Genomic DNA, 24933 nt, shown 5'->3' on the forward strand with positions numbered 1-24933 from the left:
CACCATGAGTTCGATCAACCTGATGGCACGCCTGGGCAACCTGTGGCGCGGTTTCGTGTCGCTGTGGGTGTCCGACATCGAGAAGAACCACCCGGAAATCGCCTACGAGAACGCGATCCGCGGCATGGTCGACAAGTACACCAAGCTGCGCAGCGCAACTGCGGCCATCGTGCGTCGCCGCGAAGACATCGACGCGCGTCTGTCGGCCGAGCGACGTTCGCTGGAGCAGGTGAGCCGCGACCTCGAGGCCGCCTTGTCCACGCAGCAGGATGACCTGGCGCTGATCCTGATCCAGAAGAAGGAAGCGCTCGACGCCGCCATTGCCGAACTCAACAACGACATGCAGCAGGCCAACGGCGATGCCGAGGAAGCCAAGAGCGCGCTGCTGTCGGTCAAGAGCGAGATCGACAAACTCAAGGCGGAGCGCGACCGCATGCTGGCGCAGATGAAGAGCGCGCAGGCACGCCTGGCGGTCCAGTCGCAGCTCGACGGTCTGTCCGTCGATGCGGAAGTGCAGGCGCTGGACAAGGTGCGCGAGCACATCAAGAACACCGTGTCCGAAGCCAAGCTGGCCCGCGAGCTGCACGAGTCCGACCTCGACGTGCGTCTGAAGAAGCTACAGGGCCAGAGCGGCAACATCACCGCGCAGGCAAAGCTTGATGAGCTCAAGCGCCAGCGCGCCGCGCAGGCCAGCACGCAACGGCAGATGTAATCGTCGCGCCGTCCTCGCGTTCGCGGGGGCGGCGAATCCAGGGATCAAGGAACACGAATGACCGACACCCCCGCCAGCAAGCCATCGCTGCCCGCCTGGGCCGAAAGCCTGCGCCGCAAGTACCTGGGCGGCGAGACCGGCATGTTCGTGCTCCATCGCAACGTCTTCGACGAGATTCTCTACGACGGCAAGTTGTACGGCGTCATCGACTTCCTCGCTGATGTCCTGCTGGCGGGCAACAAGCAGCAGGTCACGGTGTTCGATCCGTCCGAGGGGTTGCGGTCGCTCGGCGATGACCGCGTCGCGACCGAAGCGGCGTTGCGCGCCACCGCCGACGGCGTCGATCCGCTCGCCTTCATCGAGCGCCGCCTCGCCGGCGGCGTGCACAACGCGGTGATCATCAACTACGCCGGCAGCGTCGCTCCCGTCGGCGAAGAGAACCTGCTGTCGCAGCAGGACCGCATCAACGCCATCCGCCTGCACCGCTGGTCGCAGAGCGACTGGTTGGCCGGCGGCGACAACATCGTCTTCCTGCTCAGCGAATCGCTGGCTGAGCTCAACGCCAAGCTGGTCGCCAATCCGCGCATCGCGGTGGTGGAAATCCCGCTGCCCGACGCGACCGAACGCGCCGCGATCATCCGCCACTGCGACGACGACATCGACGCGGCGCACGTGTCGCGACTGGCTGAGCACAGCGCCGGCCTGCGCGCGGTGCAGATCGCGCAGATCCTGCGGCCACGCGCCGACAAGGGCATGGACGAAGCCGATCGCCGCGCACTGGTGCTGAAGCTGTTGGGCGACAGCCCCAACGCCGTCGCGCGCGCGGAAAAGCTGACCGCCGTGACCGCGGGCATGGATGCCGAGGAAATCCGCAACCTGATCAATCCGGAACACCCGCTGCCCGAGCACGACGATCTGGATCCGTACGCGGACGTGATCGAACTGGTGCACCGGCGCAAGCGCGAGATCATCGAAAAAGAATGCGCGGGCCTGATCGAGTTCGTCGATGCGCGCCATGGCATGGATGCGGTCGGCGGCAACGCCGCGATCAAGGCGGAACTGCTGCGCGTGTCTGAAGCGCTGAAATCCGGCGACAGGCGTCGCGCGCCGATGGGCATGCTGTTCGTTGGGCCGATGGGTACCGGCAAGACGTTCGTCGCCAAGGCTTTCGTGAAGACCTCCGGCCTGAGCGCGGTGACGCTGAAGAACTTCCGCTCCAAATGGGTGGGTTCGACCGAAGCCAACCTGGAGAAGGTGCTTGGCATGGTCAAGGCGCTGGGTCCGACCATCCTCATCATCGACGAGGGCGATCGCAGCTTCGGCAGCCAGTCCGAGGACAGCGATGGCGGCACGTCGTCGCGCGTGATCGCCCGCATCAAGGAATTCATGAGCGACACCGACAATCGCGGTGTCGTGCTGTTCGTGCTGATGACCAATCGCCCGGACAAACTGGACGTGGACATCAAGCGCGCCGGCCGCCTGGACGTGAAGATTCCCTTCTTCTACATGGACACGCGCGAGGACGTTGCCGCCGTGCTCGCGGCATTGTGCCGCCGCTACGAGATCGGCATCAGCGAGGCCGAACTGGTCGCCGCGCCGTTGCTGGACAGGCTGGTCGGCTACTCCAACGCGGATCTTGAAGCCGTCGTGCTGCAGGCCCTCGCCGTTGCGCAGCGCGATGAGTGCGACGCCGGCTGGAAGCAGTTCGAGGAAGCCGCCGGCGACTACCTGCCGTCGCGCGATGCGCGGATGCTGGAATACATGGAGCTGCTGGCGGTGTTCGAGTGCTCGCGTCGCAGCATGCTGCCCGCGAAATACCGCGACCTGCCTTCCGACCAGTTGCGCGATGCACTGGCGCAGATCAAGCAGGAACTTCGTCTCTGACCCTCCCGTCCCCCAAGGAGAACCACCCCATGAATGATCTCACCCCGCAGCAGGCCCGCACGATTGCCCATGGCCTGTACGAACTGGCCCGCGCCGACGGCGTGCATCCGGCCGAAACCCTGCTGGTGCAGGAGTTCTTCGCCGCCGCGCAGGGCGAATTCGCAGGTCACGGCGACCTGTCGAGTTTCACCGCCACGACGTTCGATGCCGCAGCGGCCGCGCAGGTGCTGGATTCGCTCGAACTCAAGGGCGTGTTCCTGCATTCGTGCGTGCTGCTGGCCTATGCGGACGGCAAGTACACGGCCGCCGAACGCGCCAAGGTGGCGGAGTTCGCCAAGGTGCTGGGCGTGACCGCCGAGCAACTGGCGTCGATCGAGGAAGGCGTCGGCGACCACCTGCTGCAACAGATCGCCCGCATCGAGAACGTGGATGCGCTGGGTGAAGTCGCGCGGGAACTCAAGCAGTCCTGAGTCGTCCAAGCCATCAGCCCGTCCAATCCATCAGCCCGCGTTCGCGCCACCACGAGTCACCCGCAATGAAGCTCAATCCCTTCGCCTGGTCCTACCGCGCGCAATGCGCACTCGCTGTGGCTGCCTGCGCGGCATTGCTCGGCTACGCGTTCCACACGCAGTTCCGTGAGGTGAATCCGCTGGAGCCATGCAATCTGTGCATCTTCCAGCGCGCGGCGTTCTTCGGCACGGCGATGGTGTTCCTGGTCGCGGCGCTGCACGGGCCGGTGAAGGCGGGTTGGCGGCGGTTCTACGGCGTGCTGGGTCTGCTCACCGCGGGCATTGGCGTTGGCATCGCCGCGCGCCACGTGTGGATCACGACGCTGCCGCCGGACAAGGTGCCCTCGTGCGGTGCGCCGCTGGAATTCATGGTCCAGATGAGCGGCTGGCTCGGCGCGATACAGAAGGTGATGACCGGCTCGGGCGAGTGCGCGAAAGTGACCTGGACCTTCCTCGGCCTGTCGATGCCGGCGTGGAGTCTGGTGTGGCTGGCGGCACTGCTGCTGTGGGCCGGGTACGTGGGTTTCCGTCGCCGCTGAGGTCGGTGGGTGCCGCGACGGCCCTCGCCGTCGCAGGAATCATTTCAACCGAAACCTTGACGCCCGGTTTCGATCATGGCCAAACGCCATGAGAGGTTGCGGAAGCAACCGTTGCAGCAGCGGGAAATCGGGCGGATGATGGGAATTCGCTGCGATGCAGCATCCTTTCCACTCACAAATTCACGCCCCATGTCCGCCTCCGATCGCAATCTCCGCGCAGTGAACTTGCCGAACGACTGGTCCCCGGTCAGCTGGCGCAGCCGTCCCGCGCTGCAGATGCCGACGTATCCGGACGCGGCCGCGCTGGAAGGCGTGCTGCAGGAAATGCATGCACTGCCGCCGCTGGTGACGTCGTGGGAGATCCTCGCGCTGCAGAAGCAGATCGCCGAGGCGCAGGAAGGCAAGCGCTTCCTGTTGCAGGGTGGCGACTGCGCGGAAGTGTTCGACGGCTGCACGCCGGAAGTCATTTCCAACCGGCTCAAGGTGCTGCTGCAGATGAGCCTGGTGCTGGTGCACGGGCTGCGTCTTCCGGTGGTGCGCGTCGGGCGGTTCGCCGGGCAGTACGCCAAGCCGCGTTCGACCGATACCGAAACCCGCGACGACCTGACGCTGCCCAGCTACCGCGGCGACATCATCAACGGCCCGGATTTCACCCTGGAAGCGCGCACGCCCGATCCGCGCCGCATGGTCAAGGCGCACGCGCGATCGGCGATGACGATGAATTTCATCCGTTCGCTGATCGATGGCGGCTTCGCCGACCTGCACCATCCCGAGTACTGGAACCTGAGTTGGGTCGACCACTCTCCGCTCGCCGATGAGTACCAGCGCATGGTCGATGGTGTCGGCGATGCCGTGCGTTTCATGGAAACGCTGTCGGGCGCCGAAGTGCACAACCTCAACCGCGTGGAGTTCTATACCTCGCACGAAGCGTTGCTGCTGCCGTACGAGGAATCGCAGACGCGCCAAGTCCCGCGCCAGTGGGGCTGGTTCAACCTCAGCACGCATTTCCCGTGGATTGGCATGCGCACCGCGCAGCTGGATGGCGCGCACATCGAGTATTTCCGCGGCATCCGCAACCCGATCGGCCTGAAGGTGGGGCCGTCGGTGACACCGGACCAGCTGATGCGCGTGATCGACGTGCTCAATCCGGACGACGAGCCCGGTCGCCTGACCCTGATCCATCGCATGGGTGCGGGGCAGATCGCGCAGAAGCTGCCTGCCCTGCTGGATACCGTGAAGCGCGAAGGTCGCCGCGTGCTGTGGATCTGCGATCCGATGCACGGCAACACCGAAAGCACCAGCAACGGGTACAAGACGCGACGCTTCGACAACATCCGTGGCGAGCTGGAACAGGCGTTCGACCTGCATGCAGCAGCCGGCACGCGTCTGGGTGGCACCCACCTCGAGCTTACTGGCGAGGACGTCACCGAATGCCTCGGCGGTGCGCGCGAACTGACTGAAACCGATCTCGAACGCGCCTACCGTACCTGCGTGGATCCGCGCCTCAATTACGAGCAGGCGCTGGAGATCGCGATGCTGATCGTTCGCAAGCAGGCGCAGATCGCGCGGCCTGCCTGAGCGTTGAGCGCGTCGTTGAACGCGCAGTGTTGAATCACGCGGCGCTGCCAACAGGCAGCGCCGTTTTCGTTTGCGGCGTGCCGTGCCGACGGATGCAACGCGAATACTGTCGCAACGCGAACCAGGCTCTGGCTTATTTCGCGGCGGTGCGATTCGCAGCCGGACGCAGCGTGGCAAGGAATTGCGGCGGCTTGCGCGCCTTGCTGGCCTGCTCGAATGCGTAGCCCAGCTCGATCAGGCGCGGCTCGCTCCACGCAGTGCCCATGAACACCACGCCCATCGGCAGACCGTTCGCATCGGCCATGGGCACGGTCAGGCTCGGGTAGCCGGCGACGGCTGCGGCGCTGAAGCCGGTCGTGATCGACGGATCGCCATTGATCATGTCGGCGACCCAGGCAGCCGGCGCCGCGGGCGCGATCAGCGCATCCAGCTGCTGCGCCTGCAGGGCGGCATCGATCCCCTGCGGACCGGCAAGCCGGCGGATGCTGCTGCGGGCGTCCAGGTAGACCGGATCACTCAGCGGACCCCGGGCGTCAGCCTGCTCGAAGAGGTCCTGACCGAAATACGCCATTTCGTCGCCGGCGTGGCGCTTGTTGAAGTCGATGATGTCCGCCAGCGTGCGTACCGGCGCTTCGCGTGCGGCGAGGTAGTGCTCGAGCCCGGCCTTGAACTCACGGGTCAGGACTTCGAGCTCCCCCGCGCTCCATTGGCCGTCAGTCGGAATCTGCGCGTCCACGACCATCGCGCCGGCGCGCCGGAGCGTGGCGATGGTTTTTTCCATTGCGGCATCGACGGCGGCATCGGTGCCCGGCGGCTGGCGCAGAACGCCGATGCGCGCGCCGCGCAGGGCGTTCGCCTTCAGGTGCAGCGGGTAGTCGAACACCGCGTGGCCCACGCTGTTGGCCGTTGCCTTGTCGCCCTCGTCGCGGCCTACCATCGCCGCCAGCAGGAAGGCGACATCGGCGACGCTTCGCGCCATCGGGCCGGCGGTGTCCTGGCTGCTGGAGATCGGGATGATGCCGTTGCGGCTGACCAGGCCTACGGTCGGCTTCAGGCCGACCAGGCCGGTCAGCGACGCCGGGCAGATGATGCTGCCGTCGGTTTCGGTGCCCACGCCCGCCGTCGCCAGACTGGCGGCGATCGCGCTGGCCGTGCCGGAACTGGACCCGCAGACGCTGCGATCGAGCACGTACGGGTTGCGGGTCAGCCCGCCGCGCGCACTCCAGCCCGACGTCGAATGCATGGAGCGGAAATTCGCCCATTCGCTGAGGTTGGTCTTGCCCAGGATCACAGCGCCAGCGGCGCGCAAGCGTTCCACCAGGAAGGCGTCGCGCTTGGGTCGATGATTCGCCAATGCCAGCGAACCGGCGGAATTCACCATCGGCGTCGCATCGATGTTGTCCTTGAGCAGGATCGGGACGCCGTGCAGCGGGCTGCGCACGCGACCTGCCTGGCGTTCCGCGTCGCGCGCGTCGGCTTCCTTGAGCGCGTCGGGATTGAGTTCGATCACCGCGTTGAGCTTCGGTCCGGCATCGTCGATCGCGGCGATGCGCTCCAGGTAGGCCTGCGTCAGCGCGTGGCTGTTGGTTTCGCCGCGTGCCATGCGCGACGACAGGTCGGCGATGCCGATCTCGGTGACGTCGAGTCCCGTGGAGGCCGCGGTCGCTGCAGCCTGCGCAGCGGATTCGCCCGGCGTAGTGGAATTCAATCCACCGAGCCGATCGCAGGCGCCGAGCGCGGCGATCACGGCAAACGTCAATGCGGCAGTGCGCGCGGCGCGCCCGCAGGCAAGCCGGTACTGGACAGACATGGTGTTCCCCCTGGCCGCGGCAGATGCGGGCCATTCAGCATCGCCCGCGGGGCGTGGCGGCAACAAGGGCGGGAGCGCGGTGAAGCTGTGGCTGCCGTCACGTTGTGACGGATCCGCCTTCGATTGTCATGAGAAGCGGGCGCCTTGGTGCTTCAGGAAGATTGTTTTTACCCGGCGACCAGTGGAGCGGGGCGTCGGCGGCTCAGTAGCGCCGCTTGAGTACGTCGCGCGCCAGGACCCAAACGACCAGGATGTTGATCGCCAGTACCGCGATCGCGGGCCAGCCCGGGTGGCGGATGAGCGCGTAGATGTCGAAGGGCAGGTAGATCGCGGCGGCCACGGCGCCCAGCCACGAGGCCCAGGCCTTGTCTCGCCACAGGCCCCAGGCTTCGGCCAGGTGCAGGATGCCGTACGCGCACACGGCGGCGGCGGCCAGGTGTACGCCATCTGGACTGATCGCATGCGCCAGCCATGCCATCGCGCCGTGTTGCGGGTCCAGCTGGAACTGCTCGATCAGGGCATGCGCCCAGCGCTTGAGCGGAACCGGTCCGATCAGCTCCAGCCCGGTCCCTGCCAGCAGGGCAAGCAGGCCCTTGACGAGCTCGAGCACGGCAATGGCCCGCAGGCCCGGGTGGGCCCGCGGATTGGGGTCGTAATGCGGATGCGGCAAATGGTTGCGATCGGACATCAGGCGCGCAGGCTAACCACTTGCGCGCGTCGCGTCGACCGCAGCCGCGTGGCATGCGTGTGACGCGACGCTGCTTCCATGCCGCTTGCTACCGTCAGGCGGCGCGCGAGGCGCGCTTGCGATCGCTTTCGGTGAGGAACTTCTTGCGCAGGCGGATTTCCTTCGGCGTGACTTCGACCAGTTCGTCGTCCTCGATGAAGTCCAGCGCCTGTTCCAGCGTGTACTTGATCGCCGGGCTGAGCTGGATCGCGTCATCCTTGCCCGAGGCGCGCATGTTGGTCAGCGGCTTGGGCTTGATCGCGTTGACGGTGAGATCGTTGTCCTTGGAGTGGATACCGACCAGCTGGCCTTCGTACACCTGGTCGCCTTCGGCGGCGAACAGGCGTCCGCGCTCCTGCAGCGGCCCAAGCGAGTAGGCCGGAGTGGTACCGGCGGCATTGGCGATCATCACGCCGTTGATGCGCTTGGCGATCGCGCCGGTTTCCTTCGGGCCGTAATGGTCGAACACGTGGAACAGCAGGCCCGAACCCTGGGTCAGGGTGCGGAACTCGTTCTGGAAGCCGATCAGGCCACGCGCCGGGATCATGTAGTCCAGGCGCACGCGACCCTTGCCGTCGGGTTCCATGTTCTTGAGCTGGGCCTTGCGGGTGCCGAGCTTTTCCATGACGCCGCCCTGGTGCTGGTCTTCGATGTCGACCACCAGCTGCTCGACCGGCTCCATCTGCTGGCCGTCGATCTGCTTGATGATGACTTCCGGGCGCGACACGGCCAGCTCGAAGCCTTCGCGGCGCATGTTCTCGATCAGCACCGACAGGTGCAGCTCGCCACGGCCGGAGACCAGGAACTTGTCCGGGTCCGAACCTTCCTCGACCTTCAGCGCGACGTTGTGCAGGGTTTCGCGTTCCAGGCGCTCACGCAGCTGGCGGCTGGTGAGGAACTTGCCGCCGCTGAGGTCCTTGTGACCGGCGAACGGCGAGTTGTTCACCTGGAAGGTCATGCTGATGGTGGGTTCGTCCACGGTCAGCGCCGGCAGCGCTTCCGGGGTGTCCAGCGCGCAGACGGTGTCGGAGATCGACAGGTCGGCGACGCCGGAGATGGCGACGATGTCGCCGGCTTCGGCTTCCTCGGTTTCGATGCGCTCCAGGCCCATGAAACCGAGCACCTGCAGGACCTTGCCCTGGCGCTTCTTGCCTTCGCGGTCGACGACGCTGACCGGCATGTTGCGGCGGACCTTGCCGCGCTGGATGCGGCCGATGCCGATCAGGCCGACGAAGTTGCTGTAGTCCAGCTGGCTGATGCGCATCTGGAACGCGCCATCCGGGTCGACGGACGGCGGCGCGACGTGCTTCATGATCGCTTCGTACAGCGGGGTCATGTCGCCGTCGCGCGCGGCGTCATCGAGGCTGGCGTAGCCGTGCAGCGCCGAGGCGTACACGATCGGGAAGTCGAGCTGCTCGTTGGTGGCGCCGAGCTTGTCGAACAGGTCGAACACCTGGTCGATCACCCAATCCGGACGCGCGCCCGGGCGGTCGATCTTGTTGACGACGACGATCGGCTTGAAGCCCATCGCGAACGCCTTCTGCGTGACGAAGCGCGTCTGCGGCATCGGGCCATCCATCGCGTCGACGAGGATCAGCACCGAGTCGACCATCGACAGCACGCGCTCGACTTCGCCACCGAAGTCGGCGTGTCCAGGGGTGTCGACGATGTTGATGCGGTTGCCCTGCCAGGTGATGGCCGTGTTCTTGGCCAGGATCGTGATGCCACGTTCCTTTTCCTGGTCATTGCTGTCCATCGCGCGCTCGGCCAGCACCGTACGTTCGGACAGGGTGCCCGACTGCTTGAGCAGGCAGTCGACGAGGGTGGTCTTGCCATGGTCGACGTGGGCGACGATGGCGATATTGCGCAGGCGTTCAATGGACATGCGGGGAGGGGCGCCGGAGAACGGCACCAGATCAGCGGAAGGAAGCCGGCAAGTATAGCCGGTCAGGGTTACCGCCGTCCCCGTTCAGGTCCGGCAGCTGGGTTATTCTTGTCGGTCACGCTCACCGACCCCACATCCGGGGCGTCATCCCCACCTCGCAGGAGCTGTCCCATGTCCCTGATCGCCAATTTCGAGACCGACCGCGGCCTCATCCGCGTCGAACTGGCCGCCGACAAGGCGCCGCTGACCGTCGCCAACTTCGTCAACCTGGCCCAGCGCGGCTACTACGACGGCCTCAAGTTCCACCGCGTCATCGCCGATTTCATGGTCCAGGGCGGCTGCCCCAAGGGCACCGGCACGGGCGGTCCGGGCTACAAGTTCGAGGACGAGACCACCAACGGCCTGCGCCACGAGCGCGGCGTGCTGTCGATGGCCAACGCTGGCCCGGGCACCAATGGCAGCCAGTTCTTCATCACCCATGTCCCCTGCGGCTGGCTGGACGGCAAGCACACCGTCTTTGGCAAGGTGATCGAAGGCCTGGACGTGGTTGACGCCATCAAGCAGGGCGACCACATCAACGCGCTGAAGATCGAAGGCGACGCCGCCGCCGTGCTGGCCGCCAAGGCCGACCGCGTCGCGGAGTGGAACAAGATCCTCGCCGCCTGACCGGCAGCGAGGTCGACCTGGACGGGGCGCACATGCGCCCCGTCTTCGTTTCAGGGGGTGGGAGTCGGGTCGGGAGCGGGAGTGGCTGTTGGTTCCGGTTCCAGCACGGCGGTCGCGATGGGGGCTTCGGGCGCGATGGGCGTGGTGGGTGCGGCGGATTCGGTTGGCGCGACGGCGGGCTCGGTGGGGGTAATGGGCGCGGCCGCCACGTCCGATTGCACCGGAACCTCCGGTTGCATCGTCGCATCCGCTCGCATTGCATCCGCCTGTGTCACCGAGTCCAGCTTCGGCAACCCCTCCAGCAGGGTCAGCGCGGTGCCCTTGATGCCGGCAGCCTGGCGCAGGTCGCGGACCTGGTGCGTGGTCCGACTCCAGATGATGTCGCCGGTGTGCAGGTCCACCAGCGCGCAAGCTGCGTTCATCGACGGGCCGCTCATCCAATCCACCGAAACGAAATCGGGGGACCCGTTTCCCAAGAGGGCCGCCAGGACCGAAAGCACGTTCATCGCCACGCCACCCGCGATCGCTCCGGCGCGTGCCGCCTTCCGGCCGCCGCTGTTGTATTGCGCATGGACCTGCGTGAGCAGCGCATAGTCTGCCTTCGTGGCTTCCAGCAGGGCGTTTGCGCCTTCGACGCCGATGTTCTCCGTGACGGCGGGTTCTGGAGGCGGGTGTCGGAATACGTGTCGCTTGGGCGGCGGCTGCCAAGCCATCGAGTCTGCGATCAGCGCGCCCAGCTGGAGGCTCTGCGCCATCGGTGAGTCCGATGGGAGATCGACCGGAGGCGTGTAGTCCGGCTGCGGCTGGATGCCGACGGCGGTCAGTTGCTGGTGCATCGCGTCGAGCAGCAGCGGGCGTGCGGCGTCGTTCCATTCGCTGCGTTGCTCGAGGTGGCCCACCCGGGCTTCCTCAAGGTGCACGCTGGGCGCCAGCAGGACCAGGCTGCCATGCAACGGCGGGACGGGTGGCTCAGCCGACTTGGCGTGCCTGGCGGCGAGCGCTGGCAATGCCAGCACCAGCGAGAGCAGGCACAGGCCGAAGAGAGCGCCGATCTGGGGCATCTGCCGGGGCGACTGTCGGCGTGGGTCGAACCCGGAACGTACGGCCAGGCGAAGGGCGTTCATTCGGTGTCTCCCCTGATTCGAGCCAGTGGTCATCCGGCGTGGCGCTGGCATCGGTCAACGTAACCGGGCTGCGGCGCACCATCTGCGCCGCTACAATACGGGGTTTCTCCCCCACGGGTCCAAGTCCCATGCCCCAGCTCGCACGGCGCATCGGTCGCGCCAAGCCTAGCGCGATCATGCAGGTCGCCGAAAAGGCCAAGCGTCTCAAGTCCGAAGGCCGCGACATCATCAGTTTCTCGATCGGTGTTCCCAACTTCCTGCCGGGCGACCACGTGTATGCCGCCGCGCGCGAAGCGCTGGCCAAGGACAGCGGCCAGTACGGCAGCAACCGCGGCGCCGACACGCTGCTGGACGCGTTCATCGCGCACATGCACAAGATCGGCCTGGACGGCTACGGCAAGGTCAACTGCGCGACCGGTATCGGCGCCAAGCACGTGATCTACAACCTGGCCGAAGCGCTGCTCGACGAAGGCGACACCATCGCCTTCCCGACGCCGTACTGGACCAGCTATCTCGACATCGCGGAAATCGTCAACGCGAAGATCGACCTGCTGCCGTGCCCGCCGTCGCAGGACTACAAGGTCACGCCCGAGCAGCTCGACGCCGCGCTGGCGAAGAAGCCGAAAGTGTTCCTGTTCAACAATCCCTCGAACCCGACCGGCATGGTCTATTCGAAGGAAGAGATCACGGTGCTCGCCGACATCGTCGCGAAGTATCCGGACACCTGGATCATCACCGACGACATCTACAACCGCATGGTGTTCGACGGCGTGGGTTACCACAACTTCGTGCATGCGCGTCCGGAGCTGCGTGATCGCGTGATCTTCATCGACTCGCTGTCCAAGACCTATGGCATGCCGGGCTGGCGCGTGGGTTTCATGGCCGGTCCCGAGGCGGTCGCGCAGGCCATCGCGACGATGAATTCCAACCACATCACCAACATCCCGGAAATCGTCACCGCTGCGGCAGTTGCCGCGCTGACCGGTCCGCAGGACGTGCCGACGCAGAAGAATGCCGAGTTCCAGGCCAAGCGCGACCAGGTGATGGACGTGATGAACTCGCTGCCGGGCGTTGTGTGCCCGCGTCCGCAGGGTGCGTTCTACGTGTTCCCGGACATCTCGGTCGCTTTCGGCAAGACCCACGGCCCGAGCGGCACGAAGATCAACAACGACGTCGACTATTGCAACGCGTTGCTGGAAGCCAAGGGTGTCGCCTGCGTGCCGGGTTCCGCCTTCGGCGAGCCGCGTGCGCTGCGCATCAGCTACACGTGTCCGACGCCGCAGCTCGCACCGGGCCTGCAGCGTTTCCAGGAATTCTTCAACGAACTTTCCTGATCATCCGATTCGTTTCTGTCGCGGGGCGCGCTGACGCCCCGCTTTTTCATCCAGGAGTTGCCCCATGAAGACCCCCGTCCGCGTTGCCGTCACCGGTGCTGCCGGCCAGATCGGCTATGCCCTGCTGTTCCGCATCGCTTCCGGCGAAATGCTCGGCAAGGACCAGCCCGTCATCCTGCAGATGCTCGAACTGCCGATGGAGAAGGCCCAGGCCGCGCTCAAGGGCGTGATGATGGAGCTGGAAGACTGCGCGTTCCCGCTGCTGGCCGGCATGGTCGGCACCGATGATCCGAAGGTCGCGTTCAAGGACGCCGACTACGCCCTGCTGGTCGGCGCGATGCCGCGCGGCCCGGGCATGGAGCGCAAGGACCTGCTGCTCAAGAACGCCGAGATCTTCACCGTGCAGGGCAAGGCGCTGAACGACGTCGCCTCGCGCAACGTGAAGGTGCTCGTGGTCGGCAACCCGGCCAACACCAATGCCTACATCGCCATGAAGTCGGCGCCGTCGCTCCCGGCGAAGAACTTCACCGCGATGCTGCGCCTGGACCACAACCGCGCGCTGTCGCAGCTGGCCAACAAGGCCAGCGTCGCCGTCGCCGACATCAAGAAGATGGTCGTGTGGGGCAACCACAGCCCGACCATGTACCCCGACTACCGATTCGCCACCGTCGGCGGCGCATCGCTGAAGGACAAAATCAACGATGCCGACTGGAACGCCAACACCTTCATCCCGGTGGTGGGCAAGCGCGGCGCCGCGATCATCGAAGCGCGCGGCCTGTCGTCGGCGGCTTCCGCTGCCAACGCCGCCATTGACCACATGCGCGACTGGGCACTGGGCACCAACGGTGAGTGGGTGACCATGGGCGTGCCGTCGGATGGCAGCTACGGCATCCCGGAAAGCGTGATGTACGGCGTGCCGGTGACCTGCGCCAACGGCGAATACACCCGCGTCGAAGGCCTGCCGGTCGACGACTTCAGCCGCGCCGCGATGGACAAGACGCTGGCCGAGCTCGAAGAAGAGCGCGCTGGCGTGGCGCACCTGCTGTAAGCAACATCAAAGAAGGCGACCTGTGTCGCCTTCGTTGTTTCTGCGCGCCACTCGCGATACTGGTCAGGGTTGCATCGCCGTCGCCCGAGCCAGCCCGCGTACCTGGCGCGCAGATAACCACCACCACTGATCGCACCGTTGGGTGCATGGAGACAAGGATGTCCATTCGAGCGCTTTTGCTGCTCTTTCTGGCCTGTGCGCTACCGCAGGCCGCTTCCGCCACCCAGTTCTGCCAGAACGTCTACGTCGGTACGGCGCCGAGCGTCGGCGGGCTCCCGCCCCAACCCATGTACCAGCAGCAATGCTCCTGGGTAGCCGGTGCGATCGCCTTCGATCCCAAGGCGCGGACTTTTTACGCCATGTGGAACGACCCCGATCCCAACCACGCGCTGAATTCCGCGATGGCCGGTTGCGGCCCGCAGTGCGCCGGGTTTTCGTTCTGGGAGGACCACGCCTATGTCGCGATTTCCGATGACGACAGTGTCTCCGGCATCAGCGTCAACGGCACCGCGGAGGCGATGCTGGATTGCCTGAACCGGGGCGGGCACGGCTGCGATGCGGTGATCCTCGCGAGCAGCACGGGCAGCGCCGAGTACTGGAAATTCGGCGCGTTGGCCTACGACGTGGCTTCCGGCACCGTGGGCAGGAGCGTCAGTCGTTTCCGTCGTGGTGAGGCCGAGAAGGAAGCGCTGGCGGCCTGCGGTGTTGCGACTTGCCGGGCGTTTGCCTTCCAGGGGAATCACGGCGCCATTGCCGTGAGCAGCGACGGGCAGCTGTTCGCTGCCGACGCGCCGGGCGAGGGCCTGATTTCCAGTGCTTCCCGCAACGCGAAGAAGGCCTGCAAGCAGGCGACCGGTGAGAAGAACTGCAAGGTGGTCGCCACCGGCGACGCTCTCGATGCCGTCGACGCGCGCCGCAGGGCGGATCGCTACCTGGAGCGCAAGCTCGACAGGAACTAGGACGCGTGTCCCGCGCGGGTGGGCGTTGCAACCCGCCCGCGCCGATGGGTATCCCGGGTCGGCTAAAATGCCGGATTCGAAAGGAGAGCCCATGTCCCAGATCGCCTCCCCCGGCGCGCGTTTCCGCGCCGCCGTTTCAGAAGAATCCCCGCTGCAGGTGATGGGTGCCATCACCGCCTACGCCGGCCTGATGGCCAAGCGCACGGGTTACAAGGCGCTGTACCTGTCCGGCGGCGGCGTTGCCGCCAATTCGCTGGGTGTGCCGGACCTGGGCATCAGCACGATGGAAGACGTGCTCACCGATGCACGCCGGATCGTCGATGCGACCCAGATGCCGCTGCTGGTCGACATCGATACCGGCTGGGGCGGCGCGTTCAACATCGGCCGCACCATCCGCTCCTTCATCAACGTCGGCGTCGCCGCCGTGCACATGGAGGACCAGGTCGGCCAGAAGCGTTGCGGCCACCGCCCGGGCAAGGAAGTGGTGACGAAGGACGAGATGGTCGATCGCGTGAAGGCCGCCGTCGATGCGCGCACCGACGACACCTTCGTGATCATGGCGCGCACCGATGCGGCCGCCGTGGAAGGCATCGATTCGGCGATCGAACGCGCCGTGGCCTATGTCGAGGCCGGCGCCGACATGATCTTCCCCGAGGCGATGAACACGCTCGACGACTACCGCAAGTTCAAGGCCGCGGTGAAGGTGCCGATCCTCGCCAACCTCACCGAGTTCGGCAGCACGCCGTTCTTCACCACCGACGAACTGCGCGACGCCAACGTCGATATCGCCCTGTACTGTTGTGGCGCCTATCGCGCCATGAACAAGGCCGCGCTGAATTTCTACGAGACCGTGCGCCGCGAAGGCACGCAGAAGAGCACCATCGATACCTTGCAGACGCGTGCCGAGTTGTACGACTTCCTCGGCTATCACGCCTACGAAGACAAGCTCGACCAGCTGTTTGCGCGCGGCGGGAAGTAGGGGCGCGATGAACGGTCGGCCGACGGAGTGGACAGGCTCGCGCGGTGCGTGCCCCCTGTAACCTCCTCCGCCGGCGCGTCCTTCCGCCCATCGACCGCGGCGAGCGCGATGTTGGCCCGCCATGGTCGTTTGCGACTTGCCAGTCGCATTCAGGCGTTTCCTGCTCTGTACAACGTTCCACCACGGCTCGACCGGACAGACTGAAGGTCGGCCGCGGTTTTTCATCCCAGGAGAGATTCCAATGACTGACCCCACCCAGGTCCTTCCCAAGGTCAAGAAGTCCGTTGCGCTGAGCGGCACCGCCGCGGGCAACACCGCGCTGTGCACCGTCGGCCGCAGCGGCAACGACCTGCATTACCGCGGCTACGACATCCACGACCTCGCCACGAAGTCGACCTTCGAGGAAGTCGCGCACCTGCTGGTGCACGGCGTGCTGCCGACGCAGTCGCAGCTCAACGCCTACCGGACCAAGCTCAAGCGCCTGCGTGGCCTGCCAGCGATCGTGCAGGAAGCGCTGGAGCTCGTGCCGGCCAATGCGCACCCGATGGACGTGCTGCGCACCGGCTGCTCGGTGCTGGGCACGCTGTTGCCGGAGCGCGAAGGCCACCCGGCCGCCGAAGCGCGCGACATCGCCGACAAGCTGATCGCCAGCTTCGGTTCGATGCTGCTGTACTGGTGGCACTTCACCCGCAACGGCCGTCGCATCGACGTCGAGACGGACGACGACAGCGTCGCTGCGCACTTTCTGCACCTGCTGCACGGCGAGGCGCCGTCGCAGCTGCACGCCGACTCGCTCGACAAGTCGCTGATCCTGTACGCCGAGCACGAATTCAATGCCTCGACGTTCACTGCACGCGTGATCGCCGGTACCGGCTCGGATCTGCATTCGTGCATTACCGGTGCGATCGGCGCGCTGCGCGGTCCGAAGCACGGTGGCGCCAACGAAGTCGCGATGGACATCATCAGCCGCTACAACTCGGCCGACGAAGCCGAAGCCGACATCCGTGCGCGCATGGAGAAGAAGGAAATCATCATCGGTTTTGGCCACCCGGTGTATACCATCGGCGATCCGCGCAACCCGATCATCAAGGAACTCTCGCGCAAGCTGTGCAAGGACGGCGGCAACCAGGTGCTGTTCGACGTGTCCGAGCGCATCGAGAACCTGATGATGGACACCAAGAAGATGTTCCCGAACCTCGACTGGTACAGCGCCAGTGCGTACCACATGATGGGCATCCCGACCCCGATGTTCACGCCGCTGTTCGTCATCGCGCGCACCACCGGTTGGAGCGCGCACGTGATCGAGCAGCGCGAGGACGGCAAGATCATCCGTCCGAGCGCGAACTATGTGGGCCCGGAAGATCGCGAGTACGTGGCGATCGGAAAGCGCTGAGCGTCGAGCAGCGCAGCTGGAACGGCAGTCGCCTGACTGGCAGGCACGAAGAATGGCCGCGCAATTGCGCGGCCTTTTCGTTTCAGTCGAGGGCTGATATCAGCCCAGTCCTTCCGCCTTCAACGCAGCCTGTACGCCGCCGTCGTGTTCCATGCGCTGCTTGAACGATGCCAGGTTGCCCAGGTCGGCCAGGTTGATGCCGGTAGCTTCGGCCCAGCGCAGGGTGACGTACAGGTAAGGATCGGCGTAGCTGCGGAAACCGGCGAGCCACTGTTGTCCTTCCAGTTGCTTGTCCGCGCGTTCGAACAGTGCGCGGACATTGCCACGGGCCTTTTCCTTCACCGCATCGTGTTGCGAATCGTCCGCGATGTAGCGCGCGGGCCCGAACACCGGCTTGAACGCCGGATGCAGGTCGGAATTGACGAACGCGAGCCAGCGGTTGGCCTCGGCGCGCTGGCGCGGGGAGCCGTCGCCCTGGAGTCTCGCTTCCGGCCAGGTGTCGGCGATGTAGCCCAGGATCGCGGCGTTCTGGGTCAGGATGAAATCACCGTCGCGCAGTGCCGGCACCGCACCGGCGGGGTTGATCGCGAGGAATGCGGGCTGCTGACGTTGTTCGCGGGTGACGATCTCGACTTCGAACGGACCACCCGTCCACTGCAGGGCGATGTGGTTTCCGGTGGAGCAGGCGCCGGGGGACGTGTACAGCTTCATGTGGCCTCCACGGGCCAGCGGAAAGCCGCACTATCGCGCGCCCGTGCGCGCACCCTCAACCGCGTGGTCGCAACGTTGCGTTACGCCGGTGGCTGGATGACTGGCGGAGCGGGGCGCGAGGATTTTCCGCGCACCCCAAGTAGTCCGGCGTTCGGTCAGGCCCGGCGCGGCTTGAGCGACTGCACCTTATAGAAGGTGTGGTCGCCGATGGTCGCGACCTGGTACGCATTGCGCCAGGACGGGCTGGCGATGCCCAGTGCGGCGAAGTGGCTGGCGCCGGGGACGATCTCCTTGCGCTGGCCGGCGGGCAGGGCCCAGTTCTGTTCGGCTTCCAGTGCCACGGTGACCGCCTGTCCCCAGGCTTCGGTGTTGCCGAGGCGGGTGGACGGGGACACCAGGGTCGGGGCGAACTGCTTGCGCGCGGTGACAACGTCACAGACGTTGTCGCCCCACAGACCGCTGTCGCGACGACGCAGGGCGACCTCGGCGACCGCCTGCTGGCCGCGGACCGACTGGTCACGGGCTTCCAGGTAGACGGTGGTGCTCAGGCACAGGGAATCGGCTTGCTGCGACGGCAGAACCGAGGCCAACCACAGGATCCATGCGAGTTTCATGTCGTACTCCTTGCTCCGTTGGCCGGACCGCACTTCGGCGTCGTCTCCGTGCGGAGGCGTGCCTGGGGCGAATTCCGGTATGGCGTACTGGGGAGGGCGGCACGCTCTTTGGCGCGCTTTGCCCGGGCATCGGTGACCGTGCAAATGGGCACGGGCGCTGCGAGGGGTGCCGCCGGGGGCGGCTGGAAAGTCGGCGCAAGGTAGCGGCGGGTTTCCCAACGGGACCTGAATCGGTGACGTCGATCACGGATTGTGCGCGGGCCTGGACGGTGTTAGGCCCGTTCCACTTGGGCTGGCTCCAATACGCCCACGGGGAGGTGCCTGCGATTCTCCGGTCATTCGGCGCCGCCACGACTCCGGAGCCACGACGGGCAGATAACGCCAGAAACGCACGCCAACCCTAATGGCCGGCGCGTGGAACAGGCGCCCCATGCCTCGACTGTTCGAGGCGCGGACGATTGCGGGATAATCGAACGCAGTCGTGCCTCTCAGTCAGCACTTGTCGCAAGTCAGCTTGCTCGTGCAGCCGTACGGGGCCCCCGGCATCCTCCGCATCCGAGCCGTCCCCCAATGAATAGCCAATACCGCAAGCCGCTCCCGGGCACCGCACTCGACTATTTCGACGCCCGCGCCGCCATCGAGGCGATCGCGCCCGGTGCGTGGGACACATTGCCGTACACCGCGCGTGTCCACGCCGAGAACCTGGTGCGCCGCGCCGACCCGGCAATGCTCAACGCCTACCTGACCCAACTGATCGAGCGTCGGCGCGACCTCGACTTCCCGTGGTTCCCGGCGCGCGTGGTGTGCCACGACATCCTCGGGCAGACGGCGCTGGTCGACCTGGCCGGCCTGCGCGATGCCATCGCCGAAAAGGGTGGGGATCCCGCGCAGATCAATCCGGTAGTGCCGACGCAGCTGATCGTCGACCACTCGTTGGCGGTGGAAGCGCCCGGCTTCGACAAGGGCTCCTTCGCGAAGAACCGCGCGATCGAGGATCGCCGCAACGAGGATCGCTTCCACTTCATCAACTGGACGAAGAAGGCGTTCCGCAATGTCGACGTGATCCCGCCGGGCAACGGGATCATGCACCAGATCAACCTGGAGAAGATGTCGCCGGTGATCTTCACCCAGGACGGCGTCGCCTACCCCGATACCTGCGTCGGCACCGACAGCCACACGCCGCACGTCGACGCGCTGGGCGTGATTGCGATTGGCGTGGGCGGTCTGGAAGCCGAAAGCGTGATGCTCGGGCGCGCGTCGTGGATGCGGCTGCCGGACATCACTGGCGTCGAGCTCACCGGCAAGCCCGCGCCCGGCATCACCGCCACGGACATCGTGCTGGCGCTGACCGAATTCCTGCGCCAGTCGAAGGTGGTCGGCGCGTATCTCGAATTCCGCGGCGAAGGTGCGTCCGCGCTGACCCTCGGTGACCGCGCGACGATCTCCAACATGGCGCCGGAGTACGGCGCGACCGCGGCGATGTTCTTCATCGACGACAAGACCCTCGACTACCTGCGCCTTACCGGTCGCGAGGACGCGCAGGTCAAGCTGGTGGAGACGTACGCGAAGCAGGCTGGCCTGTGGGCCGACGCACTCAAGACCGCGCAGTACGAGCGCACGCTGACGTTCGACCTGACCAGCGTGTGCCGCAACATGGCCGGCCCGTCGAACCCGCACAAGCGCCTGCCGACGTCGGCATTGGCCGAGCGCGGCATCGCCGGAAACCTCGACGCCGCGCTCGCACAGGAAGCCGAAGGCCTGATGCCCGACGGCGCGGTGATCATCGCCGCGATCACCAGCTGCACCAACACCAGCAACCCGCGCAACGTGATTGCCGCGGGCCTGATCGCGCGCAATGCCAATGCACGTGGCCTCACGCGCAAGCCGTGGGTGAAGACGTCACTCGCGCCCGGCTCCAAGGCCGTGCAGCTATACCTGGAAGAAGCGAAGTTGTTGCCGGAACTCGAGCAGCTCGGCTTCGGCATCGTCGGCTTCGCCTGCACCACCTGCAACGGCATGAGCGGCGCACTGGATCCGGCGATCCAGAAGGAAGTGATCGAACGCGACCTGTATGCCACCGCCGTGCTGTCGGGCAACCGCAACTTCGACGGGCGCATCCATCCGTATGCCAAGCAGGCATTCCTCGCGTCGCCGCCGCTGGTCGTGGCGTACGCCATCGCCGGCACGGTGCGGTTCGACATCGAGAAGGACGCGCTCGGCTTCGACGCCGACGGCAAGGCGATCACGCTCAAGGACATCTGGCCGAGCGATGAGGAGATCGATGCGATCGTCGCCAGCAGCGTGAAGCCCGAACACTTCCGTCGCGTCTACGACCCGATGTTCAAGGTGACCGTCGAGCACGGCGGATCGATCAGCCCGCTGTACGACTGGCGCCCGCAAAGCACCTACATCCGCCGTCCGCCGTATTGGGAAGGCGCGCTGGCCGGCGAACGCGCGCTCGCTGGCATGCGTCCGCTGGCGGTGCTCGGCGACAACATCACCACCGACCACCTTTCGCCGTCGAATGCGATCCTGCTCGACAGCGCCGCCGGCGAATACTTGGCGAAGATGGGCCTGCCGGAAGAGGACTTCAATTCGTACGCAACCCATCGCGGCGACCACCTCACCGCGCAGCGCGCGACGTTCGCCAACCCGAAGCTGCTCAACGAGATGGTCCGCGATGCCGCCGGCAACGTGAAGCAGGGTTCGCTCGCACGGATCGAGCCGGAAGGCGAGGTCACGCGCATGTGGGAAGCGATCGAGACCTACATGGAACGCCGCCAGCCGCTGATCATCATCGCCGGCGCCGACTACGGCCAGGGGTCCTCGCGCGACTGGGCCGCGAAGGGCGTGCGCCTGGCCGGCGTGGAAGCGATCGCGGCCGAAGGCTTCGAGCGTATCCACCGCACCAACCTGATCGGCATGGGCGTGCTGCCGCTGGAGTTCCTGCCGGGCACCAACCGCACCACGCTCGGCATCGACGGCACCGAGACTTTCGATGTCGTTGGCGAACGCACGCCGCGCGCGACGCTCACCCTTGTGATCCACCGTCGCAACGACGAACGCGTCGAGGTGCCGGTGACCTGCCGCCTCGACACCGCAGAGGAAGTCTCGATCTACGAGGCCGGCGGCGTACTGCAGCGCTTCGCCAACGATTTCCTCGAATCCGCGCAGGCCGCTTGATACCGTCGACCTGCGTCCTGTGTAGGGCGGGTCTTGACCCGCCGTTTTTCGCACGCACACACGCCGATGGCGGGTTGAAGCCCGCCTTGCGCAAGCCGATGTATCACTAGCAAGGAGCCAGCGACATGCCCGGAACCGTCACCCTGCACCGCGTCGTCAAGGCCTCCGTCGATCGCGTCTATCGCGCGTTTCTCGATCCCGATGCGATGGCCAAATGGCTGCCGCCGCACGGCTTCACTGGCAAGGTGCACGAGATGGATGCGCGCGTCGGCGGCGGCTACCGCATGTCTTTCACCAATTTCGGTACCGGCAGTAGCCATTCCTTCGGCGGCACCTACGTCGAACTCGTACCGGGTGAACGCATCCGCTACAACGATCAGTTCGACAACCCCAACTTGCCGGGCCAGATGGAAGTAACGGTGACGTTGAAGCCGGTGATGTGCGGCACCGATCTCCACATCGTCCAGCAAGGTATTCCCGACGCGATTCCGACCGAGTTCTGCTACCTGGGCTGGCAGGAATCGCTGGCGCTGCTCGCGCAGTTGGTCGAACCGAACATTCCCGACAATCCCTGATCGGCCCGCGACGAAAATGACGTGATGGACATGCCGCGCCCGCGGCCGAAGATGGCGAACAACCAGTAGCGCGGGTCTCGACCCGCCGCTTCACAAACGCGAAAAATCCAATGGCGGGTGTTAAAGCCCGCCCTACGCACCTCCAGGAACCTCCGATGTCGCACGCCCCACAGATCCGCATCCCTGCCACCTACATGCGTGGCGGTACCAGCAAGGGCGTGTTCTTCCGCCTGGGAGACCTGCCCCTTGCGGCGCAGGTGCCGGGCGCCGCGCGCGATGCCTTGCTGATGCGCGTGATCGGCTCGCCCGATCCCTACGGCAAGCACACCGATGGCATGGGCGGCGCGACGTCGAGCACCAGCAAGTGCGTGATCATTTCGAAATCCGACGTTGCCGACCACGACGTCGACTATCTCTACGGCCAGGTGTCGATCGACACCGCGTTCGTCGACTGGAGCGGCAACTGCGGCAACCTGTCGTCGGCGGTGGGGCCGTTCGCGATCGCCAACGGCATGATCGATCCCGCCCGCGTGCCGCATGACGGCGTCGCCATCGTGCGCATCTGGCAGGCGAACATCGGCAAGACCATCGTCGCGCACGTGCCGGTCAGCAACGGACAGGTACAGGAAACCGGCGATTTCGAACTCGATGGCGTGACGTTCCCGGCCGCGGAAATCCAGCTGGAGTTCCTCGATCCTTCCGATGACGGCGAAGGCGGCGGCGCGATGTTCCCGACCGGCAACCTTGTCGACGACCTCGATGTGCCGGGTGTGGGTACCTTCAAGGCGACGTTGATCAACGCCGGCATTCCGACCATCTTCCTCAACGCTGCCGACCTGGGTTACACCGGCACCGAGCTGCAGGGCGCGATCAACGACGACAAGGCCGCGCTGGCGAAGTTCGAAACGATCCGCGCGTACGGCGCCGTGCGCATGGGGTTGATCGAAAACATCGGGCAGGCCGCGACGCGCCAACACACGCCGAAAGTCGCTTTCGTCGCGCCACCTCGGGATCATGAGACGTCGAGCGGCAAGCGGTTGCGCGCCGGCGACGTCGACCTGCTGGTGCGCGCGCTGTCGATGGGCAAGCTGCACCACGCGATGATGGGTACTGCCGCCGTAGCCATCGGCACCGCCGCGGCGATTCCCGGCACGCTGGTGAGTGCCGCAGCCGGTGGCGGCACCATCGCCGATAAGGGCCGCGAAGCCGTGCGCTTCGGTCATCCCTCCGGCACGTTGCGCGTGGGCGCGCAGGCGCGATTGGTCGATGGCGAATGGACCGTCACCAAGGCGGTGATGAGTCGAAGCGCGCGCGTGCTGATGGAAGGCACGGTACGCGTTCCGGCCGATACGTTGTAGGGCGGGTTTTAACCCGCCTTCCGATCCCGTCGGGGCATTTCACGCCTTGAACTTCGACTTGGCGGGTCAAGACCGCGCCCTACGCGGTCGTTGAAGCGGTTTGCCCGCGTCAGTCGAACGCGAACGCATCCAGCACCAATGATCCGAACTCGTGCGAGCGATGGATCGTGCGCACGTCCGGCGCATCGCCGGCGGCGCCCAGCGCGACGAACAGCGGCATCAGGTGCTCGACGGTCGGGTGTGCATGACGGGCATGGGGCGCACGCTGTTGCCAGTCGAGCAGGCCGGGCCAGTCGTTGGACGCCAGCATCGCGTGCATCCAATCGCTGAATTCCTGCGCCCATGGCACCAGTGGAGCTTCCTTGTGCTTCCAGTCAAGGTCGCCCAGGTTGTGCACGAAGCCGCCCGAGCCGATCACCAGCACGCCTTCATCGCGCAGGGGCGCCAGCACCTGGCCCAGGGCGTAGTGCTGCGCAGCGGTGCCATGCGGCATCACCGATAGTGGAACCACCGGAATGCCGGCGTCGGGATACATGCGCCTCAATGGCACCCAGACGCCATGGTCTATGCCGTGGTTGTCGCGCACCTTCGCGGGGAGTCCCGCCTCCATCAGCCGCTGGGCCAGTTCGTTTGCCAGGTCCGGAGCGCCAGGCGCCGGGTAGGTGATCTGGTACAGCGGCTCGGGGAAGCCACCGAAATCGTGGACAGTGTGGGGCTGCGGATGTCCGCCCAGCATTGGCCGATCGGTCATGAAATGCGCCGAGGCCACCACGATGGCTTTCGGTCGTGGCAGCTGATCGCCGAGTCGATCGAGAAAACGACCCGCGGCGGAGTCTTCCACCGCGAGCAGGGGAGAGCCGTGGGAAAGGAACAGCGACGGAAGCCGGATCGGCATGTCCATTCCGGAAGGTTGGGGCCGTGGCAGCGGATTGCCAAGCCGGTCCAGATGGGCATCTGGGCGTAAGCAAGCTTCAAGGCGTGCCCATCACACCGGCCATGCCAGTCTGTACCGACCTGAATGCGATCCGACGAACGGCGTGCCAGCCGCGTTCATAAAGCTTGACGGGGCGGTCACCCCTTGCGGTATCGTGCTTAACGTTGCCTTTACAATTTCGCCGGCGCGCGGGTTTGATCCTGTCAGTAGGAACGGTGCCGGATATCCAGTCTTTAGTTTTTCGCGATTTAGAACGGAGCCCAAGAATGAACAAGAAACTCCTCAGCGCCGCCCTGCTTGGCAGCCTGGCCTTTGCGCAGGCAGCCAACGCGCAGGATTTCGATGACCGCTGGTACCTGACGGGTTCGGCGGGCTTCAATGTCCAGGACGGCGACCGCGGCACGCGTACGG

Annotated in this window: 21 protein-coding genes and 1 pseudogene; 15 read left to right on the plus strand and 7 right to left on the minus strand. The window is 65.9% G+C overall.

Going from position 1 to position 24933, the window contains the following annotated elements; genetic code table 11:
- Nucleotides 1-4 precede the first annotated feature (4 nt).
- The 5 genes from ACYVD7_RS05840 (at nucleotide 5) to ACYVD7_RS05860 (ending at nucleotide 5222) form a co-directional block, all read left to right on the plus strand.
- On the plus strand, nucleotides 5-712 hold the full coding sequence (locus tag ACYVD7_RS05840; protein WP_460760300.1) for a PspA/IM30 family protein: 708 nt from the start codon (nucleotides 5-7) through the stop codon (nucleotides 710-712).
- Between the two features lie 57 nt (nucleotides 713-769).
- Entirely contained in the window at nucleotides 770-2596 is a 1827-nt protein-coding gene (locus ACYVD7_RS05845; RefSeq protein WP_460760302.1) for an ATP-binding protein, read from the plus strand.
- Nucleotides 2597-2625: 29 nt separating this feature from the next.
- Entirely contained in the window at nucleotides 2626-3066 is a 441-nt protein-coding gene (locus ACYVD7_RS05850; protein ID WP_460760305.1) for a hypothetical protein, read from the plus strand.
- Between the two features lie 65 nt (nucleotides 3067-3131).
- Nucleotides 3132-3644: a disulfide bond formation protein B gene (locus ACYVD7_RS05855; protein WP_460760308.1), complete on the plus strand. Its 513-nt coding sequence runs from the start codon at nucleotides 3132-3134 to the stop codon at nucleotides 3642-3644.
- Nucleotides 3645-3833: 189 nt separating this feature from the next.
- Entirely contained in the window at nucleotides 3834-5222 is a 1389-nt protein-coding gene (locus tag ACYVD7_RS05860; RefSeq protein ID WP_460760311.1) for a class II 3-deoxy-7-phosphoheptulonate synthase, read from the plus strand.
- A 133-nt stretch (nucleotides 5223-5355) separates the two neighbouring features.
- Here ACYVD7_RS05860 and ACYVD7_RS05865 read toward each other — a convergent pair whose 3' ends face one another.
- From ACYVD7_RS05865 to typA, 3 genes are all read right to left on the minus strand, one after another.
- Nucleotides 5356-6981 (minus strand): amidase, encoded by a 1626-nt coding sequence (locus ACYVD7_RS05865; RefSeq protein ID WP_460760358.1) that lies wholly within the window; start codon nucleotides 6979-6981, stop codon nucleotides 5356-5358.
- 253 nt (nucleotides 6982-7234) lie between these two features.
- Entirely contained in the window at nucleotides 7235-7720 is a 486-nt protein-coding gene (locus ACYVD7_RS05870) for a DUF2127 domain-containing protein (RefSeq protein ID WP_460760314.1), read from the minus strand.
- A gap of 94 nt (nucleotides 7721-7814) precedes the next feature.
- Nucleotides 7815-9644 carry a translational GTPase TypA gene (gene typA / locus ACYVD7_RS05875; RefSeq protein WP_460760316.1) on the minus strand — a complete coding sequence of 610 codons (1830 nt, stop codon included), beginning with the start codon at nucleotides 9642-9644 and terminating at the stop codon, nucleotides 7815-7817.
- Nucleotides 9645-9815: 171 nt separating this feature from the next.
- Between typA and ACYVD7_RS05880 the strand changes: the two genes are divergently transcribed.
- Nucleotides 9816-10310, plus strand: coding sequence for a peptidylprolyl isomerase (locus ACYVD7_RS05880; protein ID WP_460760319.1), 495 nt, complete (start codon nucleotides 9816-9818; stop codon nucleotides 10308-10310).
- Nucleotides 10311-10360: 50 nt separating this feature from the next.
- Here ACYVD7_RS05880 and ACYVD7_RS05885 read toward each other — a convergent pair whose 3' ends face one another.
- Complete coding sequence (locus ACYVD7_RS05885; protein WP_460760320.1) at nucleotides 10361-11434, minus strand: hypothetical protein; 1074 nt, start codon at nucleotides 11432-11434, stop codon at nucleotides 10361-10363.
- Between the two features lie 128 nt (nucleotides 11435-11562).
- On the opposite strand from ACYVD7_RS05885, the gene ACYVD7_RS05890 reads away from it, so the two are divergent.
- The 5 genes from ACYVD7_RS05890 to prpC all read left to right on the plus strand — a co-directional run bounded on the left by ACYVD7_RS05890 (nucleotide 11563) and on the right by prpC (nucleotide 17147).
- Entirely contained in the window at nucleotides 11563-12768 is a 1206-nt protein-coding gene (locus tag ACYVD7_RS05890) for an aminotransferase class I/II-fold pyridoxal phosphate-dependent enzyme (RefSeq protein ID WP_460760323.1), read from the plus strand.
- 64 nt (nucleotides 12769-12832) lie between these two features.
- On the plus strand, nucleotides 12833-13816 hold the full coding sequence (locus ACYVD7_RS05895) for a malate dehydrogenase (protein ID WP_460760325.1): 984 nt from the start codon (nucleotides 12833-12835) through the stop codon (nucleotides 13814-13816).
- Between the two features lie 158 nt (nucleotides 13817-13974).
- Nucleotides 13975-14775 (plus strand): DUF4189 domain-containing protein, encoded by an 801-nt coding sequence (locus ACYVD7_RS05900; RefSeq protein WP_460760329.1) that lies wholly within the window; start codon nucleotides 13975-13977, stop codon nucleotides 14773-14775.
- A gap of 91 nt (nucleotides 14776-14866) precedes the next feature.
- Nucleotides 14867-15754, plus strand: a complete 888-nt coding sequence (prpB, locus tag ACYVD7_RS05905; RefSeq protein WP_460760332.1) for a methylisocitrate lyase — start codon at nucleotides 14867-14869, stop codon at nucleotides 15752-15754.
- A gap of 241 nt (nucleotides 15755-15995) precedes the next feature.
- On the plus strand, nucleotides 15996-17147 hold the full coding sequence (prpC, locus tag ACYVD7_RS05910) for a bifunctional 2-methylcitrate synthase/citrate synthase (protein ID WP_460760334.1): 1152 nt from the start codon (nucleotides 15996-15998) through the stop codon (nucleotides 17145-17147).
- A 99-nt stretch (nucleotides 17148-17246) separates the two neighbouring features.
- Here prpC and ACYVD7_RS05915 read toward each other — a convergent pair whose 3' ends face one another.
- Both ACYVD7_RS05915 and ACYVD7_RS05920 read right to left on the minus strand, forming a co-directional pair.
- Nucleotides 17247-17858, minus strand: coding sequence for a glutathione S-transferase family protein (locus ACYVD7_RS05915; protein WP_460760336.1), 612 nt, complete (start codon nucleotides 17856-17858; stop codon nucleotides 17247-17249).
- A gap of 155 nt (nucleotides 17859-18013) precedes the next feature.
- The gene (locus tag ACYVD7_RS05920) at nucleotides 18014-18472 is read right to left on the minus strand and encodes a cell wall hydrolase (RefSeq protein ID WP_460760339.1); all 459 of its coding nucleotides are present in this window, start codon (nucleotides 18470-18472) and stop codon (nucleotides 18014-18016) included.
- 570 nt (nucleotides 18473-19042) lie between these two features.
- On the opposite strand from ACYVD7_RS05920, the gene acnD reads away from it, so the two are divergent.
- The 3 genes from acnD to prpF all read left to right on the plus strand — a co-directional run bounded on the left by acnD (nucleotide 19043) and on the right by prpF (nucleotide 23588).
- Nucleotides 19043-21655 (plus strand): Fe/S-dependent 2-methylisocitrate dehydratase AcnD, encoded by a 2613-nt coding sequence (gene acnD, locus ACYVD7_RS05925; protein WP_460760342.1) that lies wholly within the window; start codon nucleotides 19043-19045, stop codon nucleotides 21653-21655.
- A 125-nt stretch (nucleotides 21656-21780) separates the two neighbouring features.
- Nucleotides 21781-22230, plus strand: a complete 450-nt coding sequence (locus tag ACYVD7_RS05930; RefSeq protein ID WP_460760345.1) for an SRPBCC family protein — start codon at nucleotides 21781-21783, stop codon at nucleotides 22228-22230.
- Between the two features lie 155 nt (nucleotides 22231-22385).
- Nucleotides 22386-23588: a 2-methylaconitate cis-trans isomerase PrpF gene (gene prpF / locus ACYVD7_RS05935; protein ID WP_460760347.1), complete on the plus strand. Its 1203-nt coding sequence runs from the start codon at nucleotides 22386-22388 to the stop codon at nucleotides 23586-23588.
- Nucleotides 23589-23697: 109 nt separating this feature from the next.
- On the opposite strand, the gene ACYVD7_RS05940 is transcribed toward prpF, so the two are convergent.
- Nucleotides 23698-24489, minus strand: coding sequence for a DODA-type extradiol aromatic ring-opening family dioxygenase (locus ACYVD7_RS05940; RefSeq protein WP_460760350.1), 792 nt, complete (start codon nucleotides 24487-24489; stop codon nucleotides 23698-23700).
- Between the two features lie 299 nt (nucleotides 24490-24788).
- On the opposite strand from ACYVD7_RS05940, the pseudogene ACYVD7_RS05945 reads away from it, so the two are divergent.
- A pseudogene (locus ACYVD7_RS05945) lies at nucleotides 24789-24933 on the plus strand (OmpA family protein); the annotation flags it as partial.

The organism is Lysobacter fragariae, from assembly GCF_054779775.1.